Below are 26,320 nucleotides of genomic sequence, written 5' to 3'. Positions count from 1 at the left end.
TTTCTCCTCTCTACTAGAACACGCGGTAATTCGCCAATTTGTAAGCCATGCGATATGAGATAACGATCAGAATGGTTGCCACGACCGATTTGAACAATCCTACAGCCGTTGCGAAGCTCATTTTTCCGTTCAAGATACCAAGACGGTATACGAAGGTATCGATGATATCACCTTTGTCATAAACGAGCGGATTGTACAGGTTGAACACCTGATCGAACCCTGCATTCAAAATGTTTCCGATGGAGAGTGTCATGAGTACGATTGTAATCGGCATGAGGGCCGGAATTGTAATGTGCAGTGTTTGTTTGAACCGGTTCGCACCGTCCACTTCCGCAGCTTCGTACAGTGCCGGGTTAATACCGGACAGAGAAGCCAGAAATACAATCGTGCCAAAGCCAAATTCTTTCCAAACATCACTAACAATCAGTGTTATCCGAAACCAAGTTCCATCCCCCAGGAAAAAGATCGGATCTCCGCCCAGTGCAACCACCAGTTTGTTCACCATGCCCCCCTGCGGCGATAGAATATCAAGCAATATTCCGCCCAGGATTACCCATGACAGAAAATGCGGAAGATAAACCAGTGTTTGACTGACCCTTTTAAAGGCATTTAAACGAACTTCGTTCAACAAAATCGCGAACAGGAATGGAGCAATTAAACCTGCGATTATTTTGAAAAATGCAATGACCAGTGTATTCCAGATGACCTGGCCTACGTCCGGGTATAAAAATAAATACTTGAAATTATCCCAACCTACCCATTTGGATTCGGTAAATCCGAGGTATGGTTTAAAATCCTGGAAAGCAATCACAATCCCGCCCATTGGTATGTACTGAAATACAATTGCCAGCAAAACCGCTGGTACGAGCATCAAATGCAAGGACCAATTCCGTTGCATGTTCCAGCGCTGTCTTGCCTTGATGGCACGCCCTTTGCGAGGCGTTTCTAACGTATGTTCCTTCACCCCTACATCCCCCATGTTCTAAAATTTGTATTTTACAAGTGGATATGAACTTGTATATTAAAATTATAGCAACGGTTATTAGCAATCTATATCCTAATATTGCAACAACGATAACAATATTTTAATGAGTTGAGGAGGCCCCGCATTGTTCGCTCGTCTGAATGTCTTTACCAAAATTACACTGTTGTTTGTAGCATTGCTTGTCCTGGTTTTGTTTCTGTACACCTATTCAAACCGGGAAAGTGTACGGGTGATCGAACACGAAATTCAGAACAATACGATGAATCATTTGTCCACTTTTGCCGACTCTGTAGAATCCAACATTTACCAACTATCCCTCTATGGGATGTCCATTGGGCAAGATTCGAGCATACAGGAATATCAGCGGCCGGATTACAAAGATGTGCCTTATGAACGTGTCAAAGTCGGAAGTGCTATTCTTGAAAAAATGAATCTGTATAATGCAGCCAGCAAATGGCATTCCACTATCACCCTTTATTTTCCAAGGTTGCAAAAAGTCATTTCCACGGATTATTATGCTTATATCCCGTACGAAGAGGATGAATTTTCCAAGCCGCTTTCGAAATCATGGGCATATAAGCATAATCAATTTGTGTGGTACACGACCGATCCAACGACAGCGATCGACACTCCTGGGAAGTCGAGACTGATTACCAAGATCAGCTTTCCCGTGTATCATCTGACCAGCATGCTGGATCAGAACAAATTGAATAACAAAGGTGACCCTTTTATGTTCCATCCCGAGTTTGGCTTAATTAGCAACACGAGTGGAAATGGCACATTGACTGCGATTCAGTCCAAGCTGAAAGAGATGACTTTGCAGGGAAAGGGCGGATTCACCACGACGCTTGACCGTACAGAATACTATGTCTCGTACATACATTCAGACAGTCTGGGATGGTACTATGTAGACTACGTGCCTATGCAGCAAATTTTAGGCCCGATCACAAATAGTCGGAATCTCTTCTACGCTTCCATAGCCGTTTTGATTGCTATGAGTGTTGTGGTTTTGTATGTGCTGTATCGTAGTGTGCAGCTCCCATTGCTTCAGCTCGTAAAGGGAACGAACCGTTTGTCGACTGGAGATTTCTCCGTTCGTCTGCATCATTCGTCACGTAATGAATTCAGTTTATTGTTTGCACGATTTAACATCATGGCGCAGCGAATTCAGGAGTTGATTGAGAATGTATACGAAGAACAACTCCGAAGACGTGAAGCCACATTGAAGCAGTTGCAATCACAGATTAACCCGCATTTCCTATACAATTGCCTCTTCTACATCAAAAATATGGCAAGGATGAAAAATGAGAAAGCCGTTGTGGCAATGGCGCTGAATTTAGGTGAGTATTATCGATACATCACCAGATCCGAGAATGATCAGGCCACCATTAAAGAAGAGCTGACCATGGTGAAAAATTACTTGGAAATCCAGGCGCTCCGGCTGGAACGCATGCATTTTACCATCGATGTACCGGACGATATGCTGCATAAAACGTTACCCCGTTTAAGCTTGCAACCTATCGTTGAGAACGCTATCATTCATGGCATTGAACCCCGTACCGAAGACGGTCATATCAACATAACAGGCCATCATACGGATGAAATGTGTACGATCACCGTCGAGGACAGCGGGCTGGGTATGACTGAGAATCAGATGCAAGAGTTGGTCGATAATCTTAACAAACCGCTCGATGGCAACATGGGATGCGGAACTTGGAATGTTCATCAGCGTTTGTCTTTTTTGTATGGTGAAGATGCGGGTTTAAGCTATGAACATACGCCTGGCGGAGGCGTTAAGGTAAGCATTACATGGTACAACAATATCAATGAGTAGGTGAAGTAAATGTTACAAATTTTGTTAGTTGATGATGAACGTTCGGTTGTAGAAACGCTGGCGGAAACCATTCCGTGGGAAAGCTGCGGAATCGGCACTGTACACGAAGCCTTGTCAGGTGCCGTAGCACTGGAAATTATGGAGAATCATGATATTGATATCGTAATCACTGATATTCGCATGCCGGAGATGTCCGGTATTGAGTTAATCACGGCAATTCACGAAAAATGGTCGCATGTGCAGACGATTTTACTCTCGGGCTTTGCTGACTTCGAATACGCCAAACAAGCCATGGCTCAAGAAAGCTTTGATTATTTGCTGAAGCCTGTAAGTGATGAAGACCTGATCGAAACCGTACAGCGGCTTGTTGACCGAATCAAGCAAAAATGGGAAGCGGCGGCCTCCTATCAACGTGCCCTGCATGCATTCCAGGATAACTTGCCTTTATTGCAATCTACGATGCTTCATGAATTGCTGACAGGAAAAACCTATTCTCCCTCCGCACTCGCAGACAAGCTGGAATTACTAGATCTGCCCTATTCGGTTGGCGAGGAACTGGGCATGCTGGTCATTCGGATGGAAGAGCATCTATCCGAGATGGCTGACCATGATCTTTCGCTGATGCAGTATGCCATTAGCAACATTATCAGCGAGGTGACGCAGCACCATTTTCATATGTGGCATACGCGGGATGTTCATGATTATCTGGTTGTGCTGGTTAGTGTCAAAAAAGGCGGCATGCATAGTGTGAGCAAAGAGGAGAAACCTCAAGCGCTACTGGAACACTACGCTGCCCAAATCCAGACAAACGTACAGTTATATTTAAAAGGGGCTATTTCAATCGCTGTGTCTCACTGGGGCAAGTTTCCTAATGAGATTGGAGAGATTTATGAGAGTGCTGTCAGATCCATGCGGAAGCGTATGGGACATGCTCAAGGTTTGTTTATTACGGCTTCAGATGATAAGGATGTACATCCCCTCCCTGCCATCCGCTCTCTGTATAAGCCTCCAACCCTAATCAGTCTTCTGGAAGCCGGTCGCTTTGACGATGTGGAACAGAAGATTGAGGTCATTTTCGAGGAATTGCTCGAATCGGCGCAGCATCATGATATCGCAGAAACAACGATTGAGGTTTATCATGCTTTGGCTGGGGCTTTTGCTTATATCATCCACAAGAACGGAAAACAGATCTCTTCTGTCCTGCCTGCCGAAACGTATAAATACTTCCAGGCTCCAAGCTATGCTACCGCCCAGCAGTTGAAAGACTGGTCGATCCGTACACTTCATTCCATCAGTGAAGACGCAGAACAGGAGTTGAAGGACAATCACAGTACCATCGTTCGCAGCGTCAAAAGCTTTGTGGATCTGCATCTGGCTTCCGATGTCTCCTTACCGGCTATTGCCGAGCATGTCCACCTGCACCCGGTGTATCTATCCAAAGTGTATAAGGCAGAGACTGGAGAAGCGCTGACAGCCTATGTCTATCGGTTACGGATGGAAAAAGCAGCTTACTATTTGCGTTCGTCCAGCGCCAAGGTATTCGAAATTGCGGAGCTTGTCGGCTACAACAACACGGCGTATTTTATTCGGGTATTTAAGAAGTTTTACGATCTGACACCGCAGGAATATAGAGAGAATCTGCCGGTGTGAAGCAAAAAGGCCTCGCTGGAATGGTTTCCGGCAAGGCCTTTTCTTTGTACTTTTTCACCTGCTTGAGCAGCTTGGTGTGAATGAAATAACGGACAAGATTTAGTTGCTTTAGCTCGTACTTACTTTCCACTAGTTACAGATTGGTACCACTCATTAACTTCCTTCGTATTTTGATCTCCACCGGAAGATTTCCACTTCTCTACAAACGTATCAAAAGCATCGATCGGAGCTTTACCATAGATGATTTGCGAGAACAGGTCCTTCTCCATTTTGGTTAAGATGTCGTTGTTCATTTGCATTGACATCGTTGGTGCACCAGTGAACATCTGTTTTAAAGCGATATCTTTTTGATCCTGAACAATCTTGGCCGCTTCCACCATTGGTACCGGTACGCCAGACTTAAGTTTTTTCTCGAAAGGTGTTGTTGCTTCCTCACCGTTAGCAAACTTCGCAAGCGTAGTCATGTTCAGACTCGGGATACGTGCACCATCAAACGTTAATGTGTATTTCTCAGGAGCATAACCGCCTGTCACAGCTGCATCCGTTGTTGGTTTGCCGTCTTTCATTGCCCAGTCATAACCTTCAGCGAAGCCGTATTCGAATTCATCACCTGCTTTTGGATTTGCATAGTGATCAAACAGATAGTTTTGATAAGTGAAAAAGACTTCCGGGTTTTTCATATCTTTGTTAATCAGAACTACACCGTTGTCGTTCGCGGTACCGCGTCTGCCTGCCTTGCCATCAGGTCCAGATGGAATCGGGTAAGCTTTGTACTCCGCTTCCGGATTGTTTTTCTTCACATCTTCGAGCGGCCATGACGGCATCCAGTGAGGCCCTACGACAATCCCTGCTTTACCTGCTGTAAATTCTTCTGCTGCTTTGGTTTCATCATATACCCCGGCTTCTTCTGGAATATACCCTTTTTTCATCCAGTCAGCCAGTGTTGCCAAAGCTTGTTTTGCTCCTGGATTTACAGAACCGTACTCCAGTTGGCCTTCTGCGTTCAGATTCCACTGATTTGGCATCGTGCCGTAGGCTCCGAAGACCCACCCAGCATCAGACATCCATGTGCTGAGCCAGTTTTTGAATCCGATGGTCAGACCGTAGGTGTCTTTTTTACCATTGCCATCCGGGTCTTTATTCGTAAACGTTTCCATAATCACTTCAAGATCAGCCAGCGTTTCAGGTGCTTTTAAATTAAACTTCTTCATCCAATCCTCGCGAATCCACATCACCGGATCACTATTGTAGGAGTAATCCAGAATCGGAATACCAATCCGTTTACCATCCTGCATGTACGGATACCATACGGAAGGGTCTTCATTCACGGCAGCTTTCCAGGTATCGCTTGCGTATTTGTCAAACAATTCGCCAGCATCGACGAACTTGCCCGTTTCAATCAACTCACGTGCAAGATTGAAATCGCCGCGATATGAGATGATGTCCGGCATTTCTGCATTGGAAGCCAGCGACAGGCGAAGCTTCGTTTCAAACGCGTTGTTGGTGGATGGTGACACCCATTGATTTTTCAATTCAATACCGAGCTTGTCTTTTGCCCATTTCGTGTGCACGTTATTGTCCTGATCTTCACCAGACTTGAATTTGATTTCGGGTCCCCAAGGACGTAAATAAGTTAGTTTTACGGGTGGATCATACTTCCCGTCCTTCAATTCCAGTGCAGCACTCGGTGTGCTTGGTGCAGCCTCTTTACTTGCTCCACTGTTACATCCGCTCAGAACTGCTGTAAGCGCCAACATTCCTGCCAAAGCCAAACCGCCAATCTTTCTTTTCTTGATTGTTCTCAACTTGTGTGTCCCCCTGTATGTAGTGATGTTGTCTACAGAGTCCATCATAATGAATGAACCATATGGATGCCCATACTAATATTGCAACATTTATTGTATTAATTTAGGATATTAAAAAGTGAATACCGATGTTGCATTATTACAACGTCTTACTTTTGTCTCTCTTACTTATCAGGGGACAAACACTTCCGGGTAATCACTTCTCCAGGCACCCATGCAGCCAATTAAGCAAAACTTAACACATGTGATCACACTGCTGTCCTCATCCGTTTCATATTCGACTGAAATATTGATGTCAGATTTGCGCCAAGCCAGATAAGGACCGCTGCCGCCAAGCCAGTCACCTTGCTCGTAGATATCCGGTTGACCATATGCTTCAATCCATGCGTCAGGTGTTGCATTCATCGTTATACCTTTGGGCATTTGTCCGGCAAACGGTTTTTTAATTCGATCGTCCGAACCCGGTGCAAGAAAATGAAACGCTCCAATGATCCACTCATCCGCAGGGAGATCATCACGTCCGGTTAACGTATTGATTTTGGGGGAGCGATACACATCAATACGCACAGAAGCTTTAACTGACCAGATGATGTCGTCCTGAAAAGGACCGTCTGGCTTCCCTATTTTTTTCACACCGAAAGGTTCCAGCAAGGTTTGTACGTGCTTGGCATCATATGGTTGACCTAACAGTTCGATAAACTGCTCAGGTGATTGGTTGTTATTGGTATCGTTGTTGTTACTCATACTCATGGTTTTCCATCCTCTCCAAGTGGAATCGTTTTTACCCTTTTCCTTCATCATCTTACGTTTCGTTTGTTCTGTAAAGGTTGAAAATAATCATAAAAAAACAGAGGAATGCGGAAGTAATCCGCTCCTCTGTTTCATGCAGTTTATTGCGCTAGTCGTACGTGCCCGTGAGCTTCTGTTAATTACTCGTATATTTCACCCAATCATATTCGGCATGCAATGGATTAGCACCATTATAGGAACCGAGCCACCCGTCCACACCCGTTCCATTCCAGATATTCATCATAATTTTACCTGGTGTTTTCGGAATATTGGTTGTAGCTGTATGTTTCAGCACACCGTCGACGTACCACTTGATATGACCTGGCTGCCAATCAAATGCATAGGTGTGGAATCCCTGGGATGCATCGAAGCCCAGATTAACGATTTTCTCATGATTGCCAACGCCGTTCGTATAATAATTAAATTGTACTTTCGTTGTGTCTTTGCCCAGGAACTCGATATCAATCTCATCCCATTGTGTGCCATGAGCAGGACCGGTATAGGTGAAGAAAGAGGATACAATCCCTGTATTCTTAGCAGGCTTCATGCTTACTTCGTAAAGACCATACCCGTAAGTATTCGTTGACCGATATTCTCCACAATCAAACTTGTTGTTTGAAGGACTTGTCAGACTCAACCGCAGCTTGCCATCATTCGTAAAATTAGCATTATTTGCCCGCCACGTACAATTGAACATGGAACCGTTGGAATACCCATCCGCCTTCTGCCAGGTACTTGCATTGTGATACGTCAGTGGTTCCCAAAACACCCACCCTGCGAAAGCGCTTACCGAAATAAATAATGAAACCACTCCCGATACGATTAATGTGAACCACGTCTTCCTCTTCATCAATACACCTCCATCTCTGATTCCAACCGGGTAAACGAATGTCTTAAAACTCCCTTTCGCTCTTGGATTATCAGTCAGTTGATCGTTTTAATCATTTTTAAAAGCGCTTACATTGGTTGGTATTTCCATTTTATATCCTTCATAAAGGGTGAACTATAGCAAAGTTTAAAGAAAACATATTCATTTTTTAAGATTTCTCTCCCTTTTTCGGGAGAAATGCACAAAGGCCCATTTTAAATGAACGGGCCTCCTTATTTACTACGTACGACTCGCAATCCCTGATCGGGACCCAGGCCATTCGCATCGAATTTTCCTGGATATGAAATCTCTTCTGTATTTACACTGCTAACCCAGCCGCCTCCCTTGCTGACTCTCCAAGTGTTGTCCGGGGTTTCCGGATGGCTGTGCCAGTCCCAGCACCATTCTCTAACATTACCAGACATATCATAAATGCCTAGTTCATTGGGCTTCTGCTGACCGACTGGCTTCGTTTGATTCCGATTGTTTTCAATGGCAGGCCAGTTCCAGTCTCCTGTTAACGGTTTTTCACCGGCATTCATCCAGTACCACGCCACTTCGTCTGGATTGTTGCTTCCGCTATAAGTAAAATTCTCACTCTTTTGTCCGCCACTTGCGGCATATTCCCATTCTTCTGCCGTTGGCAGACGATATCCATTCGCATCTTCATTGATGGTTACAGTCCATTTGACGTTATCGTTTTCATTCTTATTTTTCGTATCCATCGTTTCTTTATCAATGGTGTAATACGGTTTGAGGTTTTCCTTCATGCTACGTGCATTACAGTATTCGATTGCATCGTACCAGCTCACTCTTTCAACGGGTCGGTCTTCACCTTTAAAACCAGAGGGATTGTCTCCCATAACGTCAGCCCATTGTTTCTGGGTTACTTCATATTTGCCGATATAAAAGTCAGACACTGTGATGTCTTTGCCGCTATAACTGGTTTTACTGCTCTTGAATGCCCCACCCTCTACCAATACAAGATCATCGCTCACGGTTGTACTGCCACCTGTCGAACAAGCACTTAATCCAACAACCGCTGCGATGAGCAGAAATACCATCCACTTTCTCATCTGGAAGTCTCCTTTAAAACGGGAATTGATAGCAAGACAGATCCATAGACCTGCCTTGCTCGAATCTAGGCTTGAAAATAAATGATAATGACGCTTACCAAACAGTCACATTCGAGCTACCGCTACTTTGGTATCCTTCAGTGGCCATCACTTGATAGGACCAGCTATTGCCCAAATACATTCCTTTGCTCGCCCACGCATTTACGTGATTTTGGAATGTAATCTGTGAGTTCACACCAATTGGACGTTTGGATTGTCTAACACTCCAGTATTGCGGGAATGTTGAATACCCATCAATGGATGGCTGATTGTATCTCATCGTTGTATAGATGTCATACGTACCACCATCACTGTTTACCGTACCTTTGTAAGTTCCTGTCGGACGGTATGTGCCCCAGTTATCTACCACATAGTACTCAATAAGTGCATTACGGGTCCAGCCATAGAACGTCAGATAGCCATTGCCGGAAGGTGAAAATACGCCAGCGTTGTAGTTAACTACACGATTAGGTGTTCCGTAAGTCCAACCTTTACCAACGACAAAATTACCTGTGTTTTGCCAAGTTACGCTGTAATTCCCACCAGAACCGTTCACAGCATTAACGTAACCCCCGCCATCTGTCCAGTTCTGCCAGTAATCTGTAGCACCTGTCGTAGCGGCGAATACACCAAAACTCATGGAAGCTGCAAGAACAACAGTTAACAATTTTTTACCGAATTTGAACATAAGGAAAACCCTCCTGATATTTTAGTTTTTTGTTTACTTACTTGAAGAGACGTTGTGAAAAAAGATACAGATCATTCTTCCACACGGGCCAGTCATGACCGCCGCTCTCTTCATACCAAATATGAGGTACGCCTTGCTGCTTCAAATGTTCATGAACATCAACACTAATCTGAATCAGGTTATCCTGATCTCCACAAGATACCCAAAGCAATGACAAAAGTGATGAAGCCCGAGCCGGATCAGGGATAAGCACCTCAGGTTCTTTGGTGTTTGGCGCTGCTGAAAAAGCACCGACCCATGCAAAATGCTCCAGATTACGCAGTCCAATGTTTAATGACTGTCCTCCACCCATGGACAAGCCGGCAATGGCTCTTTTGTCCCTCGTTTGAGCTACCGGGTAACGGGACTCCATATACGGGATAAGATCCTGAATGAGATCGAATTCAAATTGTTCAAATGCCCGAATTTTCTCAGGATCAAAGAGGTCACCTTCTGCAACGTCGTTAGACATTGCGCGTCCATTAGGACAAACAACAATCATTGGTTGGATGAGATGATCGGCATAGAGGTTGTCCAGGATGATTGCCGGAGAGCCATAGGTATGCCACTCCTTCTCATCCCCTCCAATTCCGTGCAGCAGATAGAGTACAGGATAGGTAAGCTCCGAAGAAAAACCCGGCGGCGTATATACCATCGCTTTACGCACGTTGCCAACCGTCTTGGAATCATACTCTATCGTTTCAACTACGCCGCGTGTTATGTTACCACGATACTGGTCAAAACCAGCAGATGCTGAAGCTATCATTAACCTTACTCCCTTCACGGTTAGCATAATCCTCTAGCCTCAAATCAAATTCCCGCTAATCAACGTAACCAAAACCCAAAATCGTGAACTGCTTGTCCTTCTGGCCAGGTGCCATGTCAATCTCGATAACATGTTTCCCCACTTCCTTGTTGCTAAATAGAAGCATGGCATGGCAATGAGTCCAGTTCACTTGGTGCGGGTCCGCCTCTTTGACAAGTTCTCCATCCACTTTTATGTGGGCGGTTCCGAACTTATCACTGTCCGAGTCTTTAAAGATCAGGATGAGCCGGCTGCACCGCAAATGCAGCTCGAAACCTTTGTCGCCTGCTGTTTCGCCAGGAACGTACATCCAGTTATTCGGGAAAAGCGGTGTACCATAATCATGATCGTCCATCTCAGTCATCTGTAGCTCTGTGTCGATGAGACAGAAGCTCCCTGATTCAATCTGGGCAATCTGCTCCCCGTTTTTCCGATCCAACAGTTTGACATTCACATAATCATTTCCAATAATCGGTAAATCCGTTAATTCATCTTCTTTCTGATCGAGATTTGTACGATCTGTAACACGAAACAAATTCCCCAGTGCGTCCGCCATGATTCGATGTCCCACATTAGTGGGATGATAGATATCATGGAAGTACTGCTCTTTAGTTATAACGCCACCTTCGTCTTTCGTCTTCTGAAATTGCTCTACAAGAGCATCCTTCATGCTCACCATAGGCAGATCATAATGAAAGCCCACAGGAGCGAGACGGTCCTGAAGATTCCAATCATTTTTAAATACACTAAAAAGCAGGATGACTGCTGGTTCGTTACCTGAAGCAAGCGCTTTCAACACTAAGCTTTCGTAACAGTTTCCACGCGTCTCATCGTCAGCATCGTTTACCGCAAACTCGATAATGACAATGTCCGGTTGCACGCTGCCATCTCGGAGCACATCCCGCTCATAACGAATGACGCCAAGTTGCGAAGGCGTCCCGCCTACACCCGCCTTGATCAGCTGCACTGCATCGCTGTCCATAGGAGCGAACATTTTTTTGAAGTGTTCATAGGAGTGGTAGGCATAACTTTGGAGATGAATCGGTGCTGCACCAGCGCCATGAGTAATCGATCCCCCAATAAAAGCAATGACAACAGGTTCACCACGTCTAGCTTTTTCGATAGCTCTCTTTAATCTGACGTTGTTCCCTAAATTCAGGAGTGATCTGTCAATCATGTCAAGATAAGTCGGAGAGTTATAATCAAATTCAGCCTCAAATGATGAAACAGTAACTTCTACGGGGTCACGTGGTGCATTGGTTCCTTGATTCTCATCTACATCTCCTGAATCGCCAAGCATGTTACATCCTCACCAACCTTCCAGCGAAAATTTACACTCTGAGTATTGCCATGTGAAGAAACCTGGACTTGATTGATGTCGATATCAGGCGGTTCCTTCTCTCCGAGTGTAGCGCTTACATAATTTAACAACAACCTGATAAACTATAGGACTTGACTAAATATATCATCCGCATCACTAAATGGAAATAGATGGTATAACACACCTATAATTTTCCATGTAAACGCTTTAATTTGAGTAGTATTACGAATGATATACTTGCATATATAAGCATTTTTGAAGGAGGATCTCATGAATATCACAGGAAAAGGCGCTTATAGGACAGGTACATATGTCAATCTTTTTCACCAATCGGGGTATAGCAAAGAAGAAATCAACGCAAGGCTGGAACAGACCTGGAATGATCTATTTTATGGAGACGAATATACACGAATCTACTATCCCGTTGGCGAAGACAAAGGTTACATGCTGGACACAGGCAACGACGACATTCGTTCCGAAGGTATGTCCTATGGCATGATGATGGCTGTACAGATGGACAAGAAAGAGGAATTTGACCGGCTGTGGAATTACGCAGTCACGTATATGCAGCATACAGAAGGACGTTACAAGGATTATTTTGCGTGGCACTGCAAGCCTGATGGGACTCGTCTGTCTCCAGGGCCTGCTCCTGATGGCGAAGAGTTTTTTGCTATGGCTTTGTTCTTTGCATCCAATCGCTGGGGAGATGGACCCGCTCCTTATGACTATAAATCTCAAGCCCGAAAGATCCTTCATGCCTGTGTGCATAAGGGCGAAGAAGGCAAAGGTGATCCCATGTGGGAGCCAAGCAACAAGTTGATCAAGTTCATTCCCGAGACTCCTTTTAGTGATCCTTCCTATCACCTGCCCCATTTTTACGAGCTGTTTGCTACATATGCGAACGAAGAAGATCAAACTTTTTGGAAAGAAGCTGCCGAAGCAAGCCGCGCTTATCTGCATACAGCCTGTCACCCGGTAACCGGACTTTCTCCGGAATATGCCAATTACGATGGTACCCCTGCTCCGATTCAGCCGCATGGGGATTTCAGGCACTTCTACAGCGATGCCTACCGCGTGGCAGCCAATGTTGCATTAGACTGGGCATGGTTCGGTAAAGACACGTGGCAAGTGGAACAATCGAACCGCATACAGGCCTTTTTCAGTAATATCGACGTAGCGGATTATCGCCGCTACACGATTGAAGGTGAGCCTTTTGACGAACCTGCACTGCACCCTGTAGGTTTGCTGGCAACCAATGCGATGGCTTCACTGGCAGCAGATGGCCCTCATGCAGATGCTTTTGTCAAGCTATTCTGGAACACACCTCTCCGCCAGGGAAAACGTCGTTATTATGATAACTGTCTTTATTTCTTCACGATGCTTGCCTTAAGCGGGAGATACAGGATGTATTAAGATAATATTTTCTAATTTTGCTACACCGACTCTGCCATTGGTTCTATCAGGATATAGACGCAAAGACGACAAAAAAGACGGGCCCGGTCGCATACCGCGAGCAAGGTCCGTCTTACCATTGTTTTTTTACTTGGATGATACGGATGAAGCATCATAGGCGGACTGCATAATTTCCAGATAACGATTCATATTCAGACCTTCCAGTCCTTTTACATATTCATCCCAGTCTTTATCCAAACTCTTTGCTCCTGTGATGAATTGTAGTGCGTTCTGGTCGATATAATCCTTGATATTAGTTTGCATCATGCTCGTTTCATCCGCAAGGGACGGATCAACCCACAATGCCCAATGCGGGAATACCTCTTTAGGTTCCTTGCCTTCCATCAACAATGTAGCTTCATACAGGCGACGTTCATATCCGTCGTTCGCATAGATGTCTGTTCCCTGTACTTCTGCATCACGATATGCCCGGTGATGATTGTACTGGCTGAGTGCAGACCAGCTGTCGTTGCGAGGCTCTTCCCCGGATGGAAGCGGAATAGCTTTGTAGAGTGGTTGCACCTGATCGTTCAGGGCTACTTCACCTTCCTCCGGTTTACGCCAGCTTGTGCCCTCTTCTCCTAGATAGGAAGCCATAGCTCCTTCTTGGGTGTAGAAGTAATCCAGCATTTTTATTGCTGTGATCTGCGTTTGCTCACTGGCTTTGTTGGTCAATACAAATGTTGCTCCCGGATCAACCGGATAGTTGTACGATGCATATTCAGCATTCGGCCCTTTTAATGGCGGAATTGGATTATAATCATTGCCGTAAGGTGACCCTTCAGCTGTAGTCACGAACAAGGATGGATGCATAGCCGCTCCTGCGCCCAGAAGCTGCGCTTCGGCGTTGTCTCCAATTTTCTTGAAGGCACCGACATTTTGTGTAAAAGCACCCGGATCAATCAGCCCTTCATCGTATAAGGATTTGATGTACGTAAGACCTTCTTTCCACTCCGGTTTATTCGCTACCGTTTCAACTTTGCCCTGATTCAGGATGAGGTAGTTCCGGTCATCGTCATAGATGAAACCATTCATCAGATATGGAATAATGTGTACACCAAAGTTTTCCGTTGAACCACTCAGCGGCACTTCATCTGCCTTGCCGTTTCCGTTCGGGTCTTTCGTTTTAAACGCTTTCAGCATCTCCCGGAACTCTTCTGTCGTTGTTGGTTCTTTGATATTCAGCTGCTCCATCCATTTGGTATTCACCCACATCTTGTTTGGATACGAACAGTGAAAACATTCATTCAGCCCGGTCAGTCCATAGATTTTACCGTCAGGCGCGGTATTCATTGCTTTGTAATACTCATTGCTATCCAGCACCTTCTTGATGTTAGGCGCATGCTGATCAATCAGGTCGTTCAGCGGCAGGATTACGCCCTGTTGCCCAAACTTCAACAAGTCTGTCTGTGAGAAACGATCGACCCAAGGGATAAGCAGGTACAGATCTGGATAATCCCCGGAAGCAAGGGATATCTGTCTTTTTTCAGCTGCTCCGTCAAAAGGAACTGTCGTCCAATTAAACTTGATGTTGAACTTTTCCTCCATCTTCTTAGTGAATTTATTCGTAGCCAGGTTCATATCCGATCCTTGGTGCACAAATACATTCATCGGGACTTTTCCATTCGCATCTACTTCACCACTGCCTTTTTCCGAAGACGAGCAACCTGCAAGTACCAACGTAAGAAGCAACACACAAGCGAGTATCAATGCACTTGTTTTCCTCAATAAAATCCTCTCCCTCATGAAAGTTGTAATTGAACTTATCCTTTAACTGAACCAATCAACATGCCTTGCACGAAATAACGCTGTACAAATGGATAGATGATCAGAACCGGTAAGCTAGCCATGACAATCAAGGAGTACTTCATCAGTTCAGCCATTTGCTGCTGTTTGATCATTTCAGAAGCGTCCATATTTCCTGAGCTGCCGAGAATTAGAATACTTCGTAAGATCAGCTGTAGCGGGTAGAGCGACTGTGATTTCAAATAAATCAGTGCGTCGAAATAGGCATTCCATTGACCAACTGCGTACATCAACGACAGCACAGCCACAATTGGCTTGGCAAGCGGCAGAATTACACTGAAGATAAACCGAATATCGCTGCAGCCATCAATATCAGCCGCCTCTGAAAGTTCATCCGGAATGGAATTTTGAAAGAAAGTACGTGCAATAATGACCTGCCATACCCAGATCGCGTTTGGAATCAGAAGTGCCCAGCGTGTATCAATGAGTCCCAGGGATTTAACAACCAGATACGTTGGAATCAAACCACCAGCAAAGAGCATTGTGAACGTAATGAAAATCATCAGCGTGCTGCGTCCGACAAAAGTCTTTTTGGAAAGTGGGTAGGCGATCATTATCGTTAACGCTACGCTGATAAACGTACCGCAAATTGTATAAAACAATGAGTTTGCGTATCCCATCAGCACTTGTTCATTTCGCAATACGGCCTTGTATCCTTCGAATGACAGATCAACCGGCCAGAGCCATACCTTGCCTGAAGAAACGGCTGACGGACTGCTGAGTGACGAACTTACGATGTAGATCAATGGATACAGCACAGCAACCAGCACGAGTGACAGAATGATGTAGATCGCCGTAATAAACAGACGATCCCCAAGCGATTCTCTAATGACAGGGTTTTTGTTCGCTCGTGAACGACCTGCCTGTGATTGTAAATTAGACATCCTTCAAGTCTCCTCCCCTCCGTGTGGTTACCATAGGCTTGTATTGGACAGCCGTTTTGCGGCTGCATTGACAGTTAACAATAAGATGAGATTAATGACAGAGTTGAACAAACCAACTGCTGTAGCGAAGCTATAGTTCGCATTGAGTAGTCCCATTTTGTACACATACGTTGAGATAATCTCGGAAGCCGATAAGTTTAGAGGATTTTGCAGCAGATATATTTTCTCAAATCCCACCGCCATGATATTTCCGACACTTAGAATCAAAATAATGACGGCTGCCGGCAACAAGCCGGGCAAATCCACGTTAATGATCTTCTGCAGCCGATTGGCTCCATCCACTTTGGCGGCCTCATACAATGAAGGGTCAATCCCGGCAAGCGCAGCCAAATAGATGACTGCTGAATATCCCATACTCTGCCATACATCAGAAAAGACGTAGATCGACCGGAACATATCTGGATTGCCAAGGAAATTCACCGATTCAAAGCCAAGTGCGCCTGCTATGGTATTGACAATACCAAGCCTCGGTGAGAGGAATAACATGATAATCGATACCATAACCACCGTCGATATGAAATAAGGTGCGTAGGTTACCATCTGCACGGTTTTCTTAAACTTCATGTTTTTGATTTCATTCAAAGCCAGTGCCAGCAAGATCGGGATCGGAAACCCGACGATGAGACTGTAAAATGAGATGAGAAGCGTATTTTTGATTAACATCATAAAAGCGGGATTCTGGAAAAGCAGGTCGAAATACTTGGTGCCAGCCCACGGGCTCCCCCATATTCCTTTGATGACGTTATAATCCTTAAATGCGAGGACCGTATTCACCATCGGTACATATTTGAAAACGATAAAGTACACCACCGGAGGCAAAATAAGCAGATATAACTGCCAATGCCTCCTGAAACTTCTGGCTAGCGCATGCTGTAACGTTGATCTCTTGCGCTCCTTCACACTTGACTTGCTTTCACTTGTCATTGTTGTTCTCAGAATCATCCCCCCAGTCAATAAATCCTATGGTTGAAGTGAGCGTCACCTTGTATTGGTAGCGCTTTCTTTGTGCCCATATCATAAGTTTGACCTGAAGGAATCGTAAAGGTACATCTCGGAAATCAGCGTACATTATACGCATAAATACTATATCGGCAGCGTACATTCACCGCCCTAATTATCCATCTTCCGAAATACACTTGGTGAAATGCCGCGTACACGCTTGAATGCTCTGCGGAAAGAATGCGCACTGTTATATCCCGTAGAAAGTGCAATTTCATCGATGGTTTGATCACTTTCCCGAAGCAGTCCAGACGCTGCATTGATCCTCACCCGCTCCACATAATCGGAAAGATTCTCGCCGGTATGCTCTTTAAATAGTTGGGAGATGAATTTTTCGGATTTCCCCATATGTTCGGAGATTCGGCAGATCGTCAAATTTGCGTCGCCATAATGATTTTCAATGTAACACGTAATTTCTTGTACGGTATCCGCATGTGTGGATGATCTTTTTCGCAGCACTTCTTTGCAGATGTCTTCGGTTAAGCGCTTGAATTTACCCCGTAATGCGGCAATGGAATCGGTAATCTGAATACTGGCGACACCGTTTTTGTATTCTTCTGCAAAGGAATCATCGTGTTTGATTTTAGGCTCATCCAGCTTGAGGTAAGTTCCCTTTAACTCCATAACAAATTGCTGTGCCATCTCATAGGAAAGTTCGCGCTCTTCGAAATTGCGTACAAACAGCTGATCCAAAATACGAAGAGCCTCTTCCATTTCTCCTGCCTTGATCGTATTCAGCAAGCGCTGTTCTGACTCAATGGGATAATAGTACATTTCATTTTCCTTCAATGTATCTTCGAATCGGACGAGCTCATCCACTCCCATATGAATCGCATATTCCATGGCCTGTTTGGCTTCATCAAATGAACGGCCTACGTCATTCCAAACTTCGTACTCAGCTCCGGTACCGATTGTTGTTGATATCCGGTATTCCGTATAAATGAGTTCGGTTAATCTGCTGAGTTCAGACTCACAATGAAGGATCGCTGTATCTAGCGGCATGTCGGTTACGGGACATATAAAAGCAATCTGATCTGTGCCCCAGTCCGTCATCAGCACATCGGCGTTCCATTCTGTCATCGTCTGTCTGATAATCAATTTCGCCACACCAAGCTCCTGAATCGTCTCTTCGCTATCCAGACTCGCATAACCGTTCACCTTGAGCAGACCAGTAATTCCCTGGCTGTTCTCAATGGAGAGTTGTGTCTGAGAAGAAATGGCTTCCAATTCACGAGTAGTATAGAACTCACCTGTAAGCAAACGTTTGATGAATCCGTCTCGCAAGAGAGGAATTTGTTCATTCAGCGCGTTCTCGAGCGATTGATTATTGGCGATCAAATGATGAATATGGCTTGCCAGAAAATCATACTCATTACGCCTTTTACCCGAAGGCTCACTGACTTGTTCTCGGAAGGCAGACAACAGTTTATAGATGGGTGCACTGTTTCGATAGGCCAGGATCAGTCCAAAACCTAAGCCAAGCATCAATGTTGCAAGCGTGAAGACCAATGTCACTTTTTTGATCTGATCCGCATTGGTCATAAGTGCTTTCTCGGGAATACCTGCCATATAACTCCAGCCGTTTCGATCTGAATGAATGGATATGAGCAGTCGCCCATCCTCAATTGGTTGTACCTCATTCGAATCGTCACCGACATTTTGAGCTAAGCGCTGGGCTTCTCTCTCATCAATGCCGCGAGAAAAAATAATTTCGCCGCTCGCATCACTAACCAAAGTCCACCCGCCATATTGATCAACGATATGCTGTGTGAGGCTTGCCATCTCATCTTCATCAATTAATACACCAATGGTAGCCTGTGGTTTATTGAAACTATTCAGTGGCAAGGATTGCAGAAAGGTAATTGCCGGTGCCGTGGTACGCAAGTTGCTGCTTATTTCACGTTTGTAGTTTTGAAGTGGAATAATCTCATTAAAGTGTGGCTTTTTCAAAATATGTTCGCTCCACTGTTCGAAGGTCATACCCTCCATCGCGTTGGCTGCGTAATAATGTTCTGGTCTGTAATAGACCGTATTGGGTGTAATAATGACGTTATAGTTTGGAATGTAAATAAAAAAATGAGATAAGTATTCGTTTGTACTGCTGTACATCGATAAACTTCGCTGCATTTTACCTATGCCATAAACATTGTAGGTATCCAGTGGTTTGGGATCGGCAATCAAACGGTACAGATCCTGATTGATGGCTAGTTGCCTCGTAAACGCTTCGACCTGTAGCAGATTTCGTTCAATGATTTCTTTTCCCAAATTCAGAGACTTCAGACTATTTTCGATTGAGCTGGCCCTCGCCGCTTCAATGGATGCGCGGTAGGAAGCGTATCCGGCGATCTGTGGAATCATTAGAATGATTACATACGAAATCAAAAAACGGCGGAACATCGGTGAAAATTTGGACCATAGGAGTTTCATTGTACTCCCCCCTTTTTCTAATCAAGCGCTTACATTTATCGGTTTATAATCATCATTTCATGATACAACGGGCATTTCTGAACAGTGAAGGTACAACTTCTTCCCTATGGTACATTTACACCTGCAGCTATACAATACTTGATTTCTACAGTGTAATGTGCCGCTTCACGAGACAAAGGCAATGAATAACAACCTTTTCGCTTATCCAATTTGGTTGCAACCATACCTAAATACAATAAAAATAACCTTCTCAAGTCATCAGATGACCTGAAAAGGTTATTTGTTGCCACTAATTTCGTGATGGAAATGCTGAGGTTAGCTAATTACTAACCGCTACAAATTTCCACTGTTGGTTCGTTGCACCCGTGTAGGTGTTCTGTTGCAGTTTGGCTCCATCGGATGTGGAAGCGTTCTCAACTTCAATGGCTTTATTACTGTTTACATTGATGATGCTGTAGTAGCCATTGCCCAGATCGTTCACTTTGAAATGCTGTGCCGTTGTATTCAGATTAGCCATGAGTTGAACGGCTTCACCATTGGTCTGTGTACCGTTGCGAATGTCGATCACTTTGTCAGGTGAATTCACACTTGTCAACGTGTAGTTGCCCCCACCAATGGAAGTCAGCACCCACTTCTGAGGATTACCGCCGAGATCACTCCATTGTTGTAATTGGAGGTTGTTCTGATTTTGTCCACCAGGAACATCGATCACTTTATTGGAATGACGGGCTACAATTTTGTATGTTGCACCGGAGACAAGACCTGTAGACGGATTCGTTGGATTGGTCGGGTTACCGCTGCCGTAATTCTGGGAGCGTTCATTGTACCAGTTGAACAGGAATCGTCCCATCGCACTGCGTGACGCATCTCCATCCCACTTCAGTCCTGCGGTTGGATCAGCGAATGAACTGCGTGCTCCCGGTTCGAGGATAAAACCATTCATATGAGCCGCGATGCTGACATTGCCCGCGGCATTGAAAATGGTTTTGGTGTTCGTTCCGAAACCTTCATTACTACCGTTGAACAGATTCCAATAAGCTGAATCACCTGGTTTGTTTTTGAACCATGTCACTTCTGTGATGTTAATTGGATATTTATCCGCGGCCGCCTTCACATTGGTGTTCCATTGATCTTGCAAAATGTTGAAGTTGTCATACGCTCCGTAACCTGGATACCAGTGAACCGCATAACCGTAGTTGTTCAGAGGGTCAGTCAGCGGATGACTTGCTGTCAGGCTGTAGAACTGATTGTAACCCAGACCCGCAGCCCAGATGACGTTGTCTGCGCCCTGATTACGAATGGTGGAGATCATGGAATTTTGGAAGTTGCGCAGGTCATTCCAATGATCCACGAAATCATTTTCCCCGTTGTATCCACCCCAGTGTCCGTTGGCATACGATTTCACCGGCTCATTAATCAATTCGAAATGAACGTTGTCTGCACTTTTAATCTCTGGACGGGAGGCAAGGTAGCCCCAGATTTGATTGAACTTTTGCAAGTTGGCAGCTGTCGTAGCCTGATCATCCTTCAAGGTGAAGTCGAGTCCCAGAACGACATATACGCCTTTTGTTTTTGCATACTGGATATAAGGAATGATGACGTTCTGCGTCACAGTTTGCACACCGGCAAAGTTGTATGTACCTGCCGCAACATCTCCCATGTCCTGACGATCGATGAACAGACGTACCTGATTCATTTTCCAGCCATGATTGCTGCCATATTTCGGACTGGTATCCGCAAATGTGTCTGTGATGTCTTTCAGGTAGGCCAATGTTGCAGCATGACGATTGTTACCATGAAGGTTGAGGTAATAATTACTGTCCTGATACGTCCAGTATGCGCCGGAAGGTTGATGCCAGCCATTAAGGAGTACAGGTTGATTGTTGCTGTTGACCAAGTTTTTGCCACTCACTTTTAGTTTCCCCATAGGCATACCTACCCAAGCATCCGCTTTGCTGCCGCCCCATGGAGCAATCGTAATCAGTAATGCCAGAACGAGTAAAAGCTTGCAAGACATCATGAATTTTTTCACTGCTATTCCTCCTGTTTGATTAAATTGGCTTACATTATTGCGATAGGAAGCTACCGTCAAACCTGATTTTTAGCAAGATCAAGATTTAACCTTATCCAGACTCGGTCGGCGCGCGCTCCCTTAAACCATTCCATATCCAATGATTACGCTGGTTGTAACACATACAATCAGCTGTAAGCCATACTCTGTAATTCACCTCATCGATGTAAGCTTCTTTGGTATACTTCTTAAAATCGCTCATGAGATCTGCCTCCTTTCGTTCAGGAATGCTTAAACATCTTATTGCTGTCCACCTCTTCGCTCTAAGCGTCTATCCTACGATACCTGTACGCTCTACACTTTCCACGAAATAACGTTGCACAAACAAATAAATGATAATTAACGGGAGGATCGCAAGCAGAATACCTGTATCCTGAATCATGCTCAGATAGAACGGATCGGCCTGAGAGGCTGCACCGTCTGTAACCTGTTGAGCGAGATTGTACGGCAATGACGATAGCTGTGTTGACATGACTTTGCTCGAAGTCAGATACGTTGTTGTATAGAAGCTGTCATTCCATTGCCATACGAAGGAAAACAGCATAACGGTGACCATGGATGGAATGGCATTCGGCAGCATGATACGAGTGAATGTGCGACTGATCCCTGCTCCGTCCACGTATGCCGCTTCCTCTACTTCTTTCGGAATGCCTCTGAAGAATTGACGGAATATAAAGATATACAAGCCTGCCTTTAGTGAATTTGCGGTAACCGCTGTCAGAATAAACGGCCAGTACGTATTGAGCAGGTTCACCGGTTTCCCGGAAAACAGCGTCATCAGCCCCATTAGATCAAAACTTTTCAGGTTCAGATACACCGGAATAAGAATGGTTGTTGGCGGCACCAGAATCGTCAGAATGACCCCTGCAAACAGCCAGTTACTTCCTTTGAACTTCAGTCTGGCGAATCCATAACCTGCAAGCGCGCATGAGACTGTAGTCAACAGTGTTGTTGTGGCGGACAACGCAAACGTATTAAACAGCGTTGCCCAGTAATCCATGACACGAATAGCCTGCTTAAAATTGTCGATCGAGAAGTTCTGAGGAATCCATACAACTACTGCCGAATAGAGATCACCCTTGGCCTTGATCGATGTAGATATTTTTTGGAATATCGGAAATAAAATGACAAAGGAAAGTCCGGTGATCAGAACAAATCGGATGATAGACCACAGCCAGCTCTTCCATTGCTCAAGGGATAATAATCGTGATGTTGTCACGCGGAATGCCCTCCTTTCTAATCTTGATAGAAGACTCGTTTTGAGAAAATAATCGATACGATCACTAGAATAATGGCAATGGCTACGAAATACACCCATGCCATCGCGGAGCTTAGACCAAAATCAAATTTCACAAATCCCGTATCACGGATCAGTTTCGTCATTGCATTATTCGCAAAGGAGTCAATTATCGTATAGATCGCGTTAACAAAAATAAGCGGACTGACCATTGGAAACGTGATTTTCCAGAAAGCCTCGTATCCTGTCGCCCCTTCCATCTTGGACGCCTCATAGAGCTGCGGGGAGATGGTCTGAATACCGGCCAGGAAGATCAAAATCTGTACACCAGATTGACTGACGATCTGGTAGATTCGGTCTACAGCCCCGCTTAAATACGTAACAATCCATTCACTCACGCCCGCATTGAGCATCAGACCTTCCAGCTCCAATGTGCCAAAAGAACTTCCGCCGGTGCTGTTCTGGTTCACAGCTTCAATCAAACTTGTGCTTTCGAGTGACATTATGACACCGGATGCCAGAATAACAGGCAAGAAAAAGATCGATCTGGCCACAGCGCGGCCTCTGAATTTCTGATTCAGAATGACTGCAAGGAACAAACTGAAAATGACAATAAGCGGTACATTCACAAGTACATCTGTAATGGACTCAATCAGTGCCCGGTTAAAGCTTGTATTTACCGTAAGTGCCTGAATATAATTGGCGAATCCCGTAAATTGAATAGCAATTCCTTCTGCGTTGGCTTGAATGGTGCTCATGCTGTATCGCAGAGACGCCAGCAACGGAACGAAGAAAAACAATACAAATCCGATCAGCCACGGAAGTACGTAGATGACACCCCACATCGCTTTTTGTTGAGCATACGTACGACTTCCCCATTTGAATTTCAGGAGTGTCTTCAGAGCTGCTCACCACCAGTCACATAGCTTAGGGCTTCTACGGTATGATTCTCCACTTCAACAGGAGATTCATTGTAATTGACAATCACATATCCTCCGCCTTCATAGGTTGTTCGGAATACACCTTCACTCAGAGATTCATGAGCAATCATTGGACGTCCAGTGAACGACTGATTCACTTGGCTAACTTCGGTGTAGATCTCCGCTGCCAGATCCATCCACTGTTCGTAATTCGCAGCATAGAGGTGGTTGTAATCCGTTTCTTTCACCACATGGTTCGGAGCATTAAACCAGGCAAAATAAGGGCTAGCTCCATATTCAATCAGCTTCAGCACATACTGTCTTGCATCGGTATACGTGGACAGATTGTATGGAGAACCGGTATAAGGAATACTGCCGTGCACGACCAGCTGGAAGAATGGAACTTCTTCGTCCTCCAGTTTGAACCGACTACTGTTCATTGGAGCATCTGTAAGGCCTGTAACATAAGGCAGTGCGTATGCGTTCCCGCCTTCAGCCACGATGGAGCCTGTTTGTTGCTTAATCTGATCAAAAGCTTTTCGAACCGTATCCAGTGCCTGCGTACGATCAAGCAATTTCTTCGGATTCATATCGCTGTTCAACTGTTCAGCCATATCTTTCAGAGAAATGCCTTCTACCTCAAGCGGTTTTATCTCCTTGAGCATATCTGTTGTTACATCTTCAATCCCATTCGGTGAGAGGACATAGGAAGCAGATAAATCTTTTGCTCGTCGCTCCAAAGCGAGATCCATTGGATAGAGGACTGCTGGTTCCTGTGTTAAAGACCGGGAAGCCTCACTCGATGGACTGAATCCTTTCTTCGATTGTACGTTCAGTATCGCTACGTCCGGATAAAACCCGATTCCCGCTTCACTTGTAAACGAACCGAACTCTTTCATTCCTTTTTTCCCCCCGATTACTCCATCCACCTTAATGGAATCCGGCAATCGGTGGTGCAATCCGTCATTGAACCATCCGGCATAACGTACTTGAATGTTCGACACGTTTTTTTCCATCAGCTTCGAAAGAATCTCTTTTCCCTCATCGAAAGTCGTCAGAGCCTCCGTGGAATTATACGGTATGCCGAGCATATGCTGTCTCGTTGTCATTCCTCCAAAAAGCTTGAGATAAAACGGGATCGTAGACTGCTCCTCAGACGATTTTATTTCAGGAAGTCCTCCAGTTTGCACCAGATACTCCCGGTACAGTGAGGCCAGACCAGAATATGAAGCCTGCTCCGCACCTACAAAAGCGTACCGAACCACGAAGTCAGAGGATGTTGGTTTATTCTGAAACTTCGGCAATGTGCGCACCATGTCGCTGGACTGAAGTGTAATATCACTTTTGTTCACGACATAAAAGCTGGGATATACGTTATTGTAGCTGTTCAGCTTACCACTGATATCCGCATTCACCACCGCCACCGCGTCCCCTTCTTCGATGATGCCCAGGAAAGCGCCTTCGGGACGAATCACGCCAAAAACAGGCAATCTCGCTTTACTTTCATTGGAACTGGCTTCTCGCAGCTTCATCGTTAAATCCGGACCGTAAATATCCTGCTGGTAGGATGGGTACTGCAATTTACCATTGTTAAAGTAGATGAGTGCTCCTGAACCGTCTGGTACGAGAATCGATCCATCCTCCTTGGACCCACCAGCTCCGAAATACTCCAGCACAGACAGGGTGTTAATTGGATACTCTTCTGGAAAATGAATACCGGAAGCTGGCACTCGTACTTTCAGTTGCTCTCCGTCCAGTTCATACTCCATCGTGAGCATGAAAAGACGTGGACCGCTTCGTTCCTGCTCAATGCCATACTCGGCATGATCTTTGGCAAGGTCTTCTTCTGTGTATCCGGCGTCTTCAAAAGCTTTCAGTGCACGGGTCAGTTGCAAACCTTGCATAGCCTTGTCAATCCGATTGTAAACACCTTCATCTTTATCTTCCGCATATCCAACTTTCAAAGCCCGTTCACCGGATTTATCCAGCTTCGCCAGCACGTATTGTTCGAAACGTTCCTTGCTGATCTTCACTGGAAGATCTTCAATGGATCGCTCCGTGTTGCCGAATTGATAGTTCACGCGCACCCCATTTGGCAATGCTTCATAGCTCACTTGTTTATGCCTAACACTGTCCGTGTAGGAATTCACCATACTGCTCTGGCCTGAGCTGTTAAAAAAGCTGAGTCTGGATTGAGAGGACAGAAGGTCCTTGTTAATCCCGGCTGCAATGCCATCCTTCTCGCGTTCTTCCGGATTGCTCCGCCAGATTTGTCCGCTTTTGCTATGGATTACAGCAATTTCGGCAGTCTCCTCGTTGATTAACAGCTGCAAAGCATTGTTTCGGGCGACACCGATCATGCCGGGAATGCGTGTATCACTAAAAGCAGATTTCAGTTTTTCTCCGGGAGGCAGGGAAGGAGTCTCCACTTGACTAACATCTGCTGCCGTCTCGCGAGCCGCCGTTGAGGGCGAGAACTGACAACCGCTTAGAAGTAAACTGCTCACTAGCAGCATTCCGGTTATTTTTTTGGCTGCGGCATATTTCATTGTGATTTCCTCCTTC

At 45.1% G+C, this 26,320-nt stretch carries 20 protein-coding genes; 3 read left to right on the top strand and 17 right to left on the bottom strand.

Features of this window, described 5'->3' with window-relative positions; all coding sequences use genetic code 11:
• Window positions 1–13: 13 nt before the first annotated feature.
• A complete protein-coding gene (locus ABIE27_RS13815) occupies window positions 14–964 on the bottom strand; it encodes an ABC transporter permease (RefSeq protein ID WP_373323151.1) in 951 nt (316 codons plus the stop codon).
• 145 nt (window positions 965–1,109) lie between these two features.
• On the opposite strand from ABIE27_RS13815, the gene ABIE27_RS13810 reads away from it, so the two are divergent.
• Window positions 1,110–2,819, top strand: a complete 1,710-nt coding sequence (locus ABIE27_RS13810; protein WP_123063460.1) for a sensor histidine kinase — start codon at window positions 1,110–1,112, stop codon at window positions 2,817–2,819.
• 9 nt (window positions 2,820–2,828) lie between these two features.
• Entirely contained in the window at window positions 2,829–4,469 is a 1,641-nt protein-coding gene (locus ABIE27_RS13805) for a response regulator (RefSeq protein ID WP_123063461.1), read from the top strand.
• 119 nt (window positions 4,470–4,588) lie between these two features.
• Here the strand turns inward: ABIE27_RS13805 and ABIE27_RS13800 are convergent, their stop codons facing one another.
• The 7 genes from ABIE27_RS13800 to ABIE27_RS13770 form a co-directional block, all read right to left on the bottom strand.
• Window positions 4,589–6,226 carry an extracellular solute-binding protein gene (locus ABIE27_RS13800; RefSeq protein WP_429350826.1) on the bottom strand — a complete coding sequence of 546 codons (1,638 nt, stop codon included), beginning with the start codon at window positions 6,224–6,226 and terminating at the stop codon, window positions 4,589–4,591.
• A 219-nt stretch (window positions 6,227–6,445) separates the two neighbouring features.
• The gene (locus ABIE27_RS13795; RefSeq protein WP_429350723.1) at window positions 6,446–7,024 is read right to left on the bottom strand and encodes a hypothetical protein; all 579 of its coding nucleotides are present in this window, start codon (window positions 7,022–7,024) and stop codon (window positions 6,446–6,448) included.
• A 175-nt stretch (window positions 7,025–7,199) separates the two neighbouring features.
• The gene (bglS, locus tag ABIE27_RS13790; protein WP_123063463.1) at window positions 7,200–7,913 is read right to left on the bottom strand and encodes a beta-glucanase; all 714 of its coding nucleotides are present in this window, start codon (window positions 7,911–7,913) and stop codon (window positions 7,200–7,202) included.
• Between the two features lie 251 nt (window positions 7,914–8,164).
• Window positions 8,165–9,007, bottom strand: coding sequence for a formylglycine-generating enzyme family protein (locus ABIE27_RS13785; RefSeq protein ID WP_123063464.1), 843 nt, complete (start codon window positions 9,005–9,007; stop codon window positions 8,165–8,167).
• A 94-nt stretch (window positions 9,008–9,101) separates the two neighbouring features.
• A complete protein-coding gene (locus ABIE27_RS13780) occupies window positions 9,102–9,734 on the bottom strand; it encodes a glycoside hydrolase family 11 protein (protein ID WP_123063465.1) in 633 nt (210 codons plus the stop codon).
• Between the two features lie 37 nt (window positions 9,735–9,771).
• Window positions 9,772–10,539, bottom strand: coding sequence for an alpha/beta hydrolase (locus ABIE27_RS13775; RefSeq protein WP_123063466.1), 768 nt, complete (start codon window positions 10,537–10,539; stop codon window positions 9,772–9,774).
• A 55-nt stretch (window positions 10,540–10,594) separates the two neighbouring features.
• Window positions 10,595–11,878, bottom strand: a complete 1,284-nt coding sequence (locus tag ABIE27_RS13770; protein WP_429350722.1) for an SGNH/GDSL hydrolase family protein — start codon at window positions 11,876–11,878, stop codon at window positions 10,595–10,597.
• A gap of 291 nt (window positions 11,879–12,169) precedes the next feature.
• Here ABIE27_RS13770 and ABIE27_RS13765 point away from each other — a divergent pair, with 291 nt between their 5' ends.
• Window positions 12,170–13,312, top strand: a complete 1,143-nt coding sequence (locus tag ABIE27_RS13765; protein ID WP_429350721.1) for a glycosyl hydrolase family 8 — start codon at window positions 12,170–12,172, stop codon at window positions 13,310–13,312.
• 126 nt (window positions 13,313–13,438) lie between these two features.
• On the opposite strand, the gene ABIE27_RS13760 is transcribed toward ABIE27_RS13765, so the two are convergent.
• The 9 genes from ABIE27_RS13760 to ABIE27_RS13720 form a co-directional block, all read right to left on the bottom strand.
• Window positions 13,439–15,079 (bottom strand): ABC transporter substrate-binding protein, encoded by a 1,641-nt coding sequence (locus tag ABIE27_RS13760; protein WP_123063469.1) that lies wholly within the window; start codon window positions 15,077–15,079, stop codon window positions 13,439–13,441.
• Window positions 15,080–15,114: 35 nt separating this feature from the next.
• Window positions 15,115–16,041 (bottom strand): carbohydrate ABC transporter permease, encoded by a 927-nt coding sequence (locus ABIE27_RS13755; RefSeq protein ID WP_251503561.1) that lies wholly within the window; start codon window positions 16,039–16,041, stop codon window positions 15,115–15,117.
• 27 nt (window positions 16,042–16,068) lie between these two features.
• A complete protein-coding gene (locus ABIE27_RS13750) occupies window positions 16,069–16,923 on the bottom strand; it encodes an ABC transporter permease (RefSeq protein WP_123063785.1) in 855 nt (284 codons plus the stop codon).
• A gap of 288 nt (window positions 16,924–17,211) precedes the next feature.
• Window positions 17,212–19,527: a helix-turn-helix domain-containing protein gene (locus tag ABIE27_RS13745; protein ID WP_429350720.1), complete on the bottom strand. Its 2,316-nt coding sequence runs from the start codon at window positions 19,525–19,527 to the stop codon at window positions 17,212–17,214.
• A gap of 319 nt (window positions 19,528–19,846) precedes the next feature.
• Window positions 19,847–21,559, bottom strand: a complete 1,713-nt coding sequence (locus ABIE27_RS13740; RefSeq protein WP_429350719.1) for an RICIN domain-containing protein — start codon at window positions 21,557–21,559, stop codon at window positions 19,847–19,849.
• A gap of 91 nt (window positions 21,560–21,650) precedes the next feature.
• The gene (locus ABIE27_RS13735) at window positions 21,651–21,800 is read right to left on the bottom strand and encodes a hypothetical protein (protein WP_161556876.1); all 150 of its coding nucleotides are present in this window, start codon (window positions 21,798–21,800) and stop codon (window positions 21,651–21,653) included.
• A gap of 69 nt (window positions 21,801–21,869) precedes the next feature.
• Complete coding sequence (locus tag ABIE27_RS13730; RefSeq protein WP_429350718.1) at window positions 21,870–22,817, bottom strand: carbohydrate ABC transporter permease; 948 nt, start codon at window positions 22,815–22,817, stop codon at window positions 21,870–21,872.
• Window positions 22,818–22,834: 17 nt separating this feature from the next.
• Entirely contained in the window at window positions 22,835–23,680 is an 846-nt protein-coding gene (locus tag ABIE27_RS13725; protein ID WP_123063474.1) for a carbohydrate ABC transporter permease, read from the bottom strand.
• Between the two features lie 53 nt (window positions 23,681–23,733).
• The gene (locus ABIE27_RS13720) at window positions 23,734–26,304 is read right to left on the bottom strand and encodes a DUF5696 domain-containing protein (protein ID WP_429350717.1); all 2,571 of its coding nucleotides are present in this window, start codon (window positions 26,302–26,304) and stop codon (window positions 23,734–23,736) included.
• Window positions 26,305–26,320: the final 16 nt, after the last annotated feature.

The sequence above is a fragment of the Paenibacillus sp. 4624 genome (assembly GCF_050435065.1).
Classification (GTDB): Bacteria; Bacillota; Bacilli; order Paenibacillales; family Paenibacillaceae; genus Paenibacillus; species Paenibacillus amylolyticus_D.
Note: the sequence above shows the minus strand (reverse complement) of the source record. Positions and strands in the feature narration are given on the sequence as shown.

Bases quoted from the DNA above. Each gene is read 5' to 3' on its own strand.
- bglS (WP_123063463.1), bottom strand. From the start codon at position 7,913: ATGAAGAGGAAGACGTGGTTCACATTAATCGTATCGGGAGTGGTTTCA.
- ABIE27_RS13765 (WP_429350721.1), top strand. From the start codon at position 12,170: ATGAATATCACAGGAAAAGGCGCTTATAGGACAGGTACATATGTCAAT.
- ABIE27_RS13785 (WP_123063464.1), bottom strand. From the start codon at position 9,007: ATGAGAAAGTGGATGGTATTTCTGCTCATCGCAGCGGTTGTTGGATTA.
- ABIE27_RS13795 (WP_429350723.1), bottom strand. From the start codon at position 7,024: ATGAGTATGAGTAACAACAACGATACCAATAACAACCAATCACCTGAG.
- ABIE27_RS13780 (WP_123063465.1), bottom strand. From the start codon at position 9,734: ATGTTCAAATTCGGTAAAAAATTGTTAACTGTTGTTCTTGCAGCTTCC.
- ABIE27_RS13775 (WP_123063466.1), bottom strand. From the start codon at position 10,539: ATGATAGCTTCAGCATCTGCTGGTTTTGACCAGTATCGTGGTAACATA.
- ABIE27_RS13720 (WP_429350717.1), bottom strand. From the start codon at position 26,304: ATGAAATATGCCGCAGCCAAAAAAATAACCGGAATGCTGCTAGTGAGC.
- ABIE27_RS13735 (WP_161556876.1), bottom strand. From the start codon at position 21,800: ATGAGCGATTTTAAGAAGTATACCAAAGAAGCTTACATCGATGAGGTG.
- ABIE27_RS13805 (WP_123063461.1), top strand. From the start codon at position 2,829: ATGTTACAAATTTTGTTAGTTGATGATGAACGTTCGGTTGTAGAAACG.
- ABIE27_RS13745 (WP_429350720.1), bottom strand. From the start codon at position 19,527: ATGAAACTCCTATGGTCCAAATTTTCACCGATGTTCCGCCGTTTTTTG.
- ABIE27_RS13725 (WP_123063474.1), bottom strand. From the start codon at position 23,680: ATGTGGGGTGTCATCTACGTACTTCCGTGGCTGATCGGATTTGTATTG.
- ABIE27_RS13800 (WP_429350826.1), bottom strand. From the start codon at position 6,226: ATGTTGGCGCTTACAGCAGTTCTGAGCGGATGTAACAGTGGAGCAAGT.
- ABIE27_RS13770 (WP_429350722.1), bottom strand. From the start codon at position 11,878: ATGCTTGGCGATTCAGGAGATGTAGATGAGAATCAAGGAACCAATGCA.
- ABIE27_RS13755 (WP_251503561.1), bottom strand. From the start codon at position 16,041: ATGTCTAATTTACAATCACAGGCAGGTCGTTCACGAGCGAACAAAAAC.